The organism is Luteimonas sp. MJ250, assembly GCF_039548455.1.
Lineage (GTDB): Bacteria > Pseudomonadota > Gammaproteobacteria > Xanthomonadales > Xanthomonadaceae > Luteimonas.
Genome location: NZ_JBCLVB010000018.1, coordinates 1 through 9,992 on the forward strand (window position 1 = coordinate 1; position 9,992 = coordinate 9,992).

10 protein-coding genes are annotated in these 9,992 nt (G+C 59.4%); 1 reads left to right on the forward strand and 9 read right to left on the reverse strand.

Annotated features, from left to right (window positions below; genetic code table 11):
* Positions 1-645: 645 nt before the first annotated feature.
* From WCE37_RS14480 to WCE37_RS14490, 3 genes are all read right to left on the reverse strand, one after another.
* Positions 646-1,071 (reverse strand): hypothetical protein, encoded by a 426-nt coding sequence (locus tag WCE37_RS14480; protein WP_199363116.1) that lies wholly within the window; start codon positions 1,069-1,071, stop codon positions 646-648.
* 72 nt (positions 1,072-1,143) lie between these two features.
* Complete coding sequence (locus WCE37_RS14485; protein WP_343279955.1) at positions 1,144-1,566, reverse strand: hypothetical protein; 423 nt, start codon at positions 1,564-1,566, stop codon at positions 1,144-1,146.
* Between the two features lie 1,346 nt (positions 1,567-2,912).
* Entirely contained in the window at positions 2,913-3,509 is a 597-nt protein-coding gene (locus WCE37_RS14490; RefSeq protein ID WP_343279956.1) for an SLATT domain-containing protein, read from the reverse strand.
* A gap of 252 nt (positions 3,510-3,761) precedes the next feature.
* On the opposite strand from WCE37_RS14490, the gene WCE37_RS14495 reads away from it, so the two are divergent.
* Entirely contained in the window at positions 3,762-4,685 is a 924-nt protein-coding gene (locus WCE37_RS14495; protein WP_343279957.1) for a transposase, read from the forward strand.
* Between the two features lie 206 nt (positions 4,686-4,891).
* Here the strand turns inward: WCE37_RS14495 and WCE37_RS14500 are convergent, their stop codons facing one another.
* The 6 genes from WCE37_RS14500 to WCE37_RS14525 form a co-directional block, all read right to left on the reverse strand.
* Positions 4,892-6,259 carry an amidohydrolase family protein gene (locus tag WCE37_RS14500; protein ID WP_343279958.1) on the reverse strand — a complete coding sequence of 456 codons (1,368 nt, stop codon included), beginning with the start codon at positions 6,257-6,259 and terminating at the stop codon, positions 4,892-4,894.
* A 259-nt stretch (positions 6,260-6,518) separates the two neighbouring features.
* Positions 6,519-6,866: an antibiotic biosynthesis monooxygenase gene (locus tag WCE37_RS14505; RefSeq protein WP_343279959.1), complete on the reverse strand. Its 348-nt coding sequence runs from the start codon at positions 6,864-6,866 to the stop codon at positions 6,519-6,521.
* Positions 6,867-6,931: 65 nt separating this feature from the next.
* On the reverse strand, positions 6,932-7,555 hold the full coding sequence (locus WCE37_RS14510; protein WP_343279960.1) for a uracil-DNA glycosylase: 624 nt from the start codon (positions 7,553-7,555) through the stop codon (positions 6,932-6,934).
* A 67-nt stretch (positions 7,556-7,622) separates the two neighbouring features.
* The gene (locus WCE37_RS14515; RefSeq protein WP_343279961.1) at positions 7,623-8,069 is read right to left on the reverse strand and encodes a hypothetical protein; all 447 of its coding nucleotides are present in this window, start codon (positions 8,067-8,069) and stop codon (positions 7,623-7,625) included.
* Between the two features lie 72 nt (positions 8,070-8,141).
* The gene (locus WCE37_RS14520; protein ID WP_343279962.1) at positions 8,142-8,378 is read right to left on the reverse strand and encodes a hypothetical protein; all 237 of its coding nucleotides are present in this window, start codon (positions 8,376-8,378) and stop codon (positions 8,142-8,144) included.
* A gap of 527 nt (positions 8,379-8,905) precedes the next feature.
* Positions 8,906-9,409 carry a hypothetical protein gene (locus WCE37_RS14525; RefSeq protein ID WP_343279963.1) on the reverse strand — a complete coding sequence of 168 codons (504 nt, stop codon included), beginning with the start codon at positions 9,407-9,409 and terminating at the stop codon, positions 8,906-8,908.
* Positions 9,410-9,992: the final 583 nt, after the last annotated feature.

Genomic DNA, 9,992 nt, shown 5'->3' on the forward strand with positions numbered 1-9,992 from the left:
ATGCCTGGACGAACGAGTTCTCCGAACCCGTATGAAGCCGCCAGCGATAGAGAACGACGAACCCGGGAGTCATTGATGCTTCCCTCGCGAACATGGTGGTGAGGCGCCTAACACCAGAGTTAAGCCGAGCAGCGTAGTGAAGCGAAACACATGGCAAGCTTTACCTGCCATGTGTTTTGCGTAACGAAGCGGATTCGGCTTGAACGACTTGTTAGGCCGCCGCTGCCCGGCACTTATGCCCAACCCGCGACGGCCCAACCCCTGAGCCGAACAGTACAACAAGTCTTGCTGGATGTTGACCTGGCACGTGGCGCGAGCGGAGCCTAGAAGCTCAAGTCGCGCGGCCAAGAACTCTCACCGCGCACTGCCCGAAGCCGAGCCGACCGGTCGAATCTTGCGAAGAGTCGCGCCTGTCCGAAGCCTAGGTACTGCCGGTCTGACTGCCGATGCCGGCACCGCGCGTGCGAGGTGCAAACGCTGCGGATGAGCGAGGCGCTACAGATTGCCTGAAACCCGGCAACAACAGTGCGGGAAACAAGGCCTAACACCTAAGTTAAGCCGAGCTGCGTAGTGGAGCCAAGCACATGGCAAGCTTTACCTGCCATGTGCTTGGTGGAACGAAGCAGCTTCGGCTTGAACGCATTGTTAGGGCTCAACTAGCTTGAACTCGACACCCGCTGTTGAGAACGTTTGACCAAGCTGGAAAGCCCCGTGCTTGTCGCGAGAGTACGGCACAAATACCTCTACTGTTTCGCCTGATACATGAGCCAGCCGGGTGCAAATTGCATCCGATTTTTGCTCTTGCCCAGGAGGAACTACGTACATATCCAAACACACACCAGCTGCCCTGATGGAGCCAAGAGCCGCCGAGTGAGCGAAAGATGATTGAAGAAACTCAACCATATCAGCCGACTTAGGCTGCTCGGTGCCGAGGCTCCCAGCTACTTGGGCTATCTTTCCGTCGGGGCTCATCGATACGCCAAATGGAATGAACTCGCCATGCGCAAGCAGCATGTACTCAGCGAACCCGAGAGCCTCATTGAACAGAGCATTGAGATCTTCGGAAGCCACAATTGAGCCCTAACACTTGAATTAAGCCGCGCCACGAAGTGACGTCGGCTTGAATGAATTGTTAGGTTGCGGCTACTTGGAGTCTTGGGTGCCGCAGCTAAGGTCCCCGGCGACCCAACGATTCACATCAGAAGTAAAGTCTAGGTGGCTACCCAGCGCGTAGTCGCCTTCTTTCACCTCGACACTCGCCCCGCCATCAGGAGCGTCATTGATAGTTACAACCAGGAACTCTGGCTGATCGGGGATGCCACCGCCGCGTCGGAAAGCGGAAATAACGGTCCCTCGAACTCCAACTCGGTCCTCAATAATCACGCCATCGCGCCAGAACGTTGGTTCTCGGGACCAGCACTTTTCCGCCATGCCAAGCAATGATTCCGCTAGCGGCTGTGCTCCCAATGTGCTTCGCAACTCGCCTGTTTTCTGCGGCACTGAAACACAGCCAACCAAACCCAATGTCAGCGCAATTGCAGAAACCAATGCCGTGAATGCTTTCATTGCATGAACCCCCTAATGTTTCCAGAGCAACCTAACACCAGAGTTAAGCCGTGCCGCAGCGGGGCGTGAAGCGCATGGCAAGCTGTACCTGCCATGTGATTTGCGCCCCGATGTGGCATCGGCTTGAACGACTCGTTAGGCCGCCGTTCCCTGGCACCTGCGCCCGACGTGCGGCAGCCCAACCCCTGAGGCGAACAGTACAACAAGCGCCGTGCTTGGTGCTGCCGAAACGCACCCTGCGCGCGGCCAAGAACTTTCACCGCACACTGTCCGAAGCCGAACCGGCGGGTCGAATCTTGCGAAGAGTCGCGCCGGGCCGAAGCCGAGGTGCTGCAGGGCTGACAGCTGATGCCTGCACCGCGCGTGCGAGGTGCAAACGCTGCGGACAAGCGAGGCGCTACAGATTGCCTGGAACCCGGCAACAACAGTGCGGGAAACAAGGCCTAACACCAGAATTAAGCCGTGCCGCGAAGCGGCATCGGCTTGAATGACTCGTTAGGCCGCCGATACCTGGCACCTGGCCCAACCCCTGAGCCGAACACTACAACAACTTGCCGCGCCTTTGCCGTGCCCGAGTGCGGAGCCGAGAGCGGCAACTCGCGCGGCGACGAACGCTCACGGCCAGCGACACGAGGCCGACTCGGGATGATCATGCTTGCGCTGAAGCCGCGCCTGTCCGAAGCCGGGGTGCTCCACGAGCGCCTGTCGATGCCTTCACCGCGCGTGCGAGGTGCAAATGCAATGAATGAGCGAGGCGCTACCGCGTGCCTGAAACCCGGCAACAACAGTGCGGGAAACAAGGCCTAACACCTAAGTTAAGCCGACCCGCGCAGTGGAGTGGACCAGGTGGCAAGCTGCATCTGCCGCCTGGGCCGCGTAACGAAGCGGGTTCGGCTTGAACGCATTGTTAGGTCACCGCTGCCGAATCTCAACGGTGACGTCAGGAGCATCCTCCCACCTGATCTCTCGCATACCCGACATACACGAAGTTCCGGGCTGGGTGCTCTTGTACGAGTTGATGCCTGTCACCAACCCGTCGTAGAACCAGACGATTCGATGGTCGTGATACCCGAATCCTGCGCCGGTCTGGCAGTACTGCCACGCCTCGGACTTTCCTTTGACTTGTCGATCATCTGGTGCACCAAGGGCAGCGTTCACTGCTGCCTTGCCATCTCCAACGTTGATCAAGGATGACTTGGTTTCCAAGCCGCCGCAGGCAACGATGCCGATCAAGCACGAAGCGAGAATTAAAGTTCTTCCAAGCATCGAAAATATCTCCACGGTGACCTAACGCCAGAATTAAGCCGCGCCGCGAAGCAGTGTCGGCTTGAATGAATTGTTAGAGCTCAGACCCCGACCCCTCGCCACAGCCAAACGACGATATACCCATAGACCAAGACGATCAGGGGATATTGAATGAAGTTCAACGTGTAGATCAACCAGATCTTTGAATTGATCTTCATTCTTGTTTGGGGCGGGAGCGTGTAGTCCTCCGGCATTTCCAGCATGGCGCGCCAATAGTCTGCGCGAAAATCTTGAATCGATGCCGTCTCGTAAAGGTCAAGTATTGCCTGATACTTGCCACTGACTTCCTCGTATTTATCCAACGAGTTGCTGTCGACATGAGGATCAGCCAACATTTTTAGCTTATTTATTCTAGATGCACATGAGTACATCTTCTCGGAAAGGCTAGAGTAATCATTGTTATTGATTATTAGCGAATAGACCAATACCGTAACGGAAGAGAAGACTTGAATCAGCGGCAGGTACTTTGACTGTATATTCTCGCCGAGGCCGTATGCCTGAAGCAGTGATGTAAGAATCAACACTAGGGAAATGTAAACGATCATCCAGGTCGAGAGACTGGCGTGAAGTTTCATACGGCGAGAGTAGTGAAATCGCGTCTTACTAGTCGCGTCCATCTTCTTGTACAGCTTTCGCATCTTATTCGGTGCCGACACAATTCCCCCCTGAGCGCTAACGCCTTATGTCTTGAGTTTCCCCTAGCCTAAGAGCCGAGAGCCCGGCGCGCGCGCCCGATAACGCCTCGGTGTCAGACCACCGTAATTCAGCAGGGGCCGCACGCCGGATCTCGCGCCCTGCGCCCGAACAGTTGATCGAGGTTTCCCTCGAACTGATAAGCGTGGGCCTCGGGCGCGATGCTCTCGGCCACTCGACTGTATCGGAGAACCGAGATGACGGCAGCAGGGATCGACGTGTGCAAGGCCAGTCTGGATCTGGCCGTGGATGGGCAGCCGGGCGTGGCGGGGTTTGCCAACAATGGCGCCGGCATCACCAAGCTGGTCAAGCGCCTGCAGGCACTCAAGACCACGCGGATCGTGGTCGAGGCCACCGGCGGCTACGAGGAGCCGCTGCTCGAGGCCTGCTGCGATGCCGGCCTGTGGATCGCACGGGTCAACCCGCGGCAGGCACGCGCCTTTGCCAACGCTACCGGGGAGCTGGCCAAGACCGACGACATCGACGCCCGGATCCTGGCACTCATGGCCCGGCTGTTCGCCGATCGCCTCCGACCCTACGTCGCGCCGCCGCTCTGGCAGCGCGAGCTGCGTGACTGGCTGCGTCGCCGTGGCCAGGTGGTCGTCCTGCTCCAGGCCCAGAAGCAGCAGGCCGCCATGGCACCAGCCTCGGTCCGCAAGCTTGCGGCGCGCACCATTGCCGCCTTGGTCCGCGAGCTGGCCGCGATCGAGAAGACGATGAAGGCCCTGATCAACGAACACGCCACGCCCGCGCTGCGCTCAAGCAAGGGTCTGGGGCCCGTGTTCCAAGCGACCGTGCTCGCACTGCTGCTCGAACTCGGCCACCTTGACCGCAGGCAGATCGCCAAGCTCACCGGCGTGGCCCCGATGAACCGCGATAGCGGCCAGGGCCAAGGCAAGCGCCGCATCCGCGGCGGACGAGCCCCGGTTCGCGTCGCGCTTTACATGGCCACCCTCTCGGCCGTGCGCTGGGATCCGACGATGAAGGCCCACTACCGGCAGCTTCGGGCACGCGGGAAGCTGGGCAAGGTGGCTCTCGTGGCGTGCATGCGCAAGCTGCTCGGGATCATCAATGCCAGGCGCCGCGACGAGCTTCAGGCCGAAGCCTTGGCAGTGGCTTGAGCGGTACGCTTCAAGACAGTTGCTGAATTAAGCCGCGCCGCGAAGCGGTGTCGGCTTTGAATGAACTGTTGGGCAGCAGTGACTAGGAGTTCTGCCGCCAGCCACTGTTGCCGCCACGGCGAGAAAGAGCCAGAGCCACGGTGTCGTGAGCCCGAAACGTCATGTCGGTCGCGGGTTCACGAACCTGCCCAATCTTTTGCCCCGAGTCAAAGCTCGCCGTTGACAGAACTGGCCGAGAACCCCCAAACCAGCTTGGTTGCGTTGACCGGTGAGCGAGCCTGGGCACGGGTGAAATCAAGCAGCGCGTCGAGGCGCGGGCGATCGTACAGCCGCCCGGCCAGCAGCACGGCATAGAGGCCACGTGTGTGGGCGATGTCGTCCAGCGGATTCGCCTCCAGCAGCACCAGATCCGCAGCATTGCCGACGGCCACGCGGCCGTGCCGGTGCGTCTGCCCGGCATAGCGCGCAGCGTCCAGTGTGGCCGCACGCAGCACCTCGGCCGGCGACAGGCCGGCGCGTACCAGAAGGGCCATTTCGTCGTGGTAGCGAAAACCGCCGATCGCGGTGTCCGTGCCCACCAGCACCGGCACGCCTGCCCGGTACGCCGCGTGCGTCAACGCTAGGCCGTGCTCGAAGTAGCCCCGCAGGGCGGCCTCGCCGCGCGCGGCGGGATAGCGCACCACGGTGGACTTCAGATCGTCGCGGTACGCCCAACGCGAAAGAGGGTCTAGGAATGCCAGGCGCGGATCTCCGGTGAAGGCGGGATCGCGCGCGCGCGCATCCTCCTCGCGTGTCACGTGTGTGGGCACGAACGATGTACCCGCCTCACGCATCTGCGCGAATGCACGCGCACAGGCTGCTGCGTCGTAATGGGTGACCATACGTTCGACCAGTGCGGTGGGCACTTCCGCGTCCAAAGCACCACTGCGCCATGCTGCTGCATCACGGAAGCAATGGCGCGCGAAGACATGGCCATGCTCAAAACTACGCTGCCCAGCTGCGACGGCGTTGTCCAGGCTCACAGCCTTGGGCAGGTGGCCGACCACGGGCATACCCCACAGCCGCGCTTCGTCGGTCAGGCGCTTGTAGGTGGCCGGCGACAGGCGGTTGTACACTTTCAGCGCATCCAGCCCGCGCGCGCGATAGTCCGCGGCGAGCCTGGCGGCCTGATCGGGCGTCATGTCGGCCCGTTCGAAGTAGAAGCTGGCCACCTCGACAAAGCGCGGACTGACCATACGGCCCTCGATAGCGGCGCGGGTCCAGTGGCGCTTGTCGGCAACGCAGGCAATCAAGGTGTCGTCGCTGCCGGGGCAATCCATCAGGTCGCGGGTGCCGGTGATGCCGTTCGCGACGGCCAGGGGCAGGTGCAATTGCGGTGATAACTTGAACGCATGCGTATGCATGTCCCAGAAACCAGGAAGCAGGTAGCGGCCGTCTGCCTCTAGCACCGGCAAGTCCGGTGCTGCACGCAAGCCGTAGCCGATGCGACTGATGGTGCCGCCTTTGATCAACACGTCGGTCGGCTCGCCGGCGATGGCCCGCTCCACATCGATGATGCGGGCATTGCGGATCAACCGGCTATCGGCGGCGTCGGGCAGTGGGGCCGTTGCCGATGGCCAAAGAACGCCCAGAGCAAAAATCGCTACTAGACCCGCGACCATCCCAAGCAGGTATCTTAAGAAACGTCTCATGGAAAACCTGTCAGTCCCTTGCCAACGGTGGATGCTGCCTAACGCCTAAGTTAAGCCGCGCCGCGTAGTGGAGCCAAGCACATGGCAAGCTTTACCTGCCATGTGCTTGGCGTAACGAAGCGGTGTCGGCTTGAACGCATTGTTAGGCGCCGCCCCCGACCGCTGGCAACATGAAGTCTGCGACGGTTTCCAAGACAATCTCCGGAAACCGCTCAGCCGTTGCCTGCTCCACCTGCCTCCCAGCCTCAGGGTCAACTGACCCTAGCGCGAACGCATCGTCACGTGCTTTGGCGCTAGGCCACTGGGCATAGCTGTACCACAACCCATCCGATCCTTGATGCAACCGCGAGCCAAGGGACCCGCGCTCCGAGCGCAGTAGGTCCGATACGCGGGACCATGCCTGGACGAACGAGTTCTCCGAACCCGGATGAAGCCGCCAGCGATAGAGAACGACGAACCCGGGAGTCATTGATGCTTCCCTCGCGACCATGGTGGTGAGGCGCCTAACACTAGAATTAAGCCGTGCCGCGAAGCGGCATCGGCTTGAATGATTTGTTAGCGCCCAGCGCGTGGGACGACAGCGTCACGCACTTGACGAAAAGCTGAGAGAAGCCTTTCACGATTGCCGGGAGCATTGTTGACAAAGAGCGGGCTAGGATGCGGTGACGTGAATACACGATATCTGACTTCATTGATATGAGGCTGAGCTCGCTCGGCTTTGCGGCCGACCAAGACCACGGTTCTTACCCTCGGCAGAAGTTCGAGTAAGCGCGGCAGCGGTTTCAGACCGGCCTCAAGATCGGCTGGTGTGGCAGCGCGAATCTTGCTGCCAGTTCCAATATACCAAGGGACCACGTTCCAGAGAGCCATGGACTTTCTATGAAGTCCAGCCTCGTGGCACAACTCGAAAATATTCTTCGCTGTTTCATCTGGATTGTTACGTGATACGAAGCCAGATCTGACGGCTTTTGCTCCAGGGGCTTCCAACAGAAAAAGAACCTCAGCCTCAATACCTCCGTCCCAAGGGTCGAAGTAGGGAATCACGGCGCCGGGTCCGGCCTCTAGACGCAGCCGCTCAACGTAGTCGGTCAAGGGCGCGATATGAGGATCACGAAGCAGCTGCATGCGCTCGGATATGGCACGAGCGTCACCAAGCAGCTTTGGAGTGTCAGTGAGCATGGTTTGTCATGGGCGCTAACGCCAGAATTAAGCCGTGCCGCGAAGCGGCATCGGCTTGAATGAATTGTTAGACCGCATCCGACTCATCATCGAAGTAGAGATGTCCACGAAAGCTATTTGCCTCCACGTGTATCGCATGCCAGAGCCGATTGGCCTCATCTTGAATGGCGAGCATTCTTTTCTCCACTTCAGCCCGCTCTGGAAGCGAAAGCTCCATATCAGGATCAAGGCAGTGAGTGATCGCCTTATGACTGAGGAAATTCCGCTGATCCTTGAAGGCCGACAGGTCAGTACCAAGTTGCGCGTTGTTGCTCAGCTTTTTGAACGTCTTGATCAACGTTTCTAGCGCAGAGTTTTCGTAGTCATCCCCGGCGAAGTTGAATGGCATCTTGTCGCCAATACATTTCTTGGCAAGTTCAAGGGCCTCCGAAATATAGAGTTTGAGCTGTTGCTCGACCAGCTGACACCCAGTAAGGGCGTGTGCCACCTTCAAGTAGAAGCGATCATCTGCCATGCGGGCTAACACCTGAGTTAAGCCGCGCCGCGAAGCGGCGTCGGCTTGGACGAATAGTTAGAGGGCCCCATATTAGTCACCGCCGCCATCTCCGCCGCCGCCGTCACCGTAGCCGCCGTCACCGTCGTCGCTTGATCCATCCGCGGTCTCCGACTCGAACCAGTCGAAGCTGAACCAAACATCGTGGCGCCACCCGTTGAGGAAACCTGCACCGACCGCGAACAGGAGTACGCTAATAACCGGATGCCCAGAGAAAGCGACAAACAGCCCACTGACAAAAGTCGCCAGTCCAATCACCCCTTGCAGCATGAGTCTCGTTGCCCTCTAACACCCAAGTTAAGCCGCGCCCCAGCGAGGCGTGAAGCACATGGCAAGCTGCACCTGCCATGTGGTTTGCGTTCCGATGGGGCGTCGGCTTGAACGCATTGTTAGGCCGGCGTACCACGGCCCAAATGCTCTCGCCACTCAGCGTATCCCTGCTGCTCTTCATTTATCCGGCGCTGAACCAGCGCGCGTCTATCAGCGTGTGTTGTCAGAAGACCGCTGCGCGAGAGAAGCCCGTTGCAACCCGTGCAACACAGCCTCAAGTTCTCCAAATCATCGGTACCACCCGTAGCGACTGCGGCGACGTGGTCGACAGTAGCTGACCAGTACGTGGAGAAGGAGTTCAGAAGATCAGAGTCGCAGTATTGGCAAATGCCGTTATCTCGCTCAAAGACCTTCCGCCAAGTTGAATGATGAACCCGCATACGTGAAGTCCTCCGTTGTAGGCCTAACACCAGAATTAAGCCGCGCCGCGAAGCGGCGTCGGCTTGAATGACTTGTTAGGGCGCACCCTAGCAGACCTGAGAGCCAACAACCGCTGAAAAGTAGTGCCAGTTCTGGCCGCCCGAATCCATGCCTGGGAAGTCAGCATGTGTAAGGCGTTTCAGGCTGGTCCCATGCTGGTCCAGAAGAGCGTCAATGTTATCGGCGAGCTCTGGCTCTGCCCCGACCACGACTACATCCGGGTCAGCCAGAACTGCCCAGGAACCGGAGTTGTCATACAACACGTACTCAAGTGACCAATTGTCCGGCTCATAGACGAACGAGCGGAAGCTGTCCCAGTCTGGAGAGAGACTGACGGAGTCGGGTCGATCGGGCGTGTAGAGGTGGAGCAACAGGTCGGTTGTACGTGCGGCGGTAGTAATTGACTCGAATAGGAACTTGGGAAGGCGAGTGTGATCGAAGCGGTCACGATCCAAAACGCAGCCGCGCCATCCCGCGCGCCGAAATGGCGGCAAAGAATCATCGGACTCGTTGAAGAATCGGGCGCGAGGATCTTGCTCTGATACATCCATTGCGATTGGTCTCTGTGCGCACTAACACCAGAGTTAAGCCGAGACGCGTAGTGGAGTGAAACACATGGCAAGCTTTACCTGCCATGTGTTTTGCGTAACGAAGCGGCTTCGGCTTGAACGACTTGTTAGGCCGCCGCACGCCGAGCTTGCGCCAAACCTTGTGACAGCCCAACCCCTGAGCCGAACAGTACAACAAGTCTGGCCGAACGGCCTGAGCCTGGCACTCGCCGGGGCCGAAGCCAAACCCAGCGACTCGCGCGGCCAAGAACCCTCACTGCGCGCTGTCCGAAGCCGACTCGGCGGGTCGAAACTTGCGGAAGGTCGCGTCTGTCCGAAGCCGAGGTGCTGCTGGGCTGGCTGCCGATGCCCGCACCGCGCGTGCGAGGTGCAAACGCTGCGGATAAGCGAGGTGCTACAGATTGCCTGGAACCCAGCAACAACAGTGCGGGAAACAAGGCCTAACACCAGAGTTAAGCCGAGCCGCGTAGTGGAGCGAACCACATGGCAAGCTTTACCTGCCATGTTGTTTGCGTAACGAAGCGGCTTCGGCTTGAACGACTTGTTAGGCCGCCGAATGCCGAGC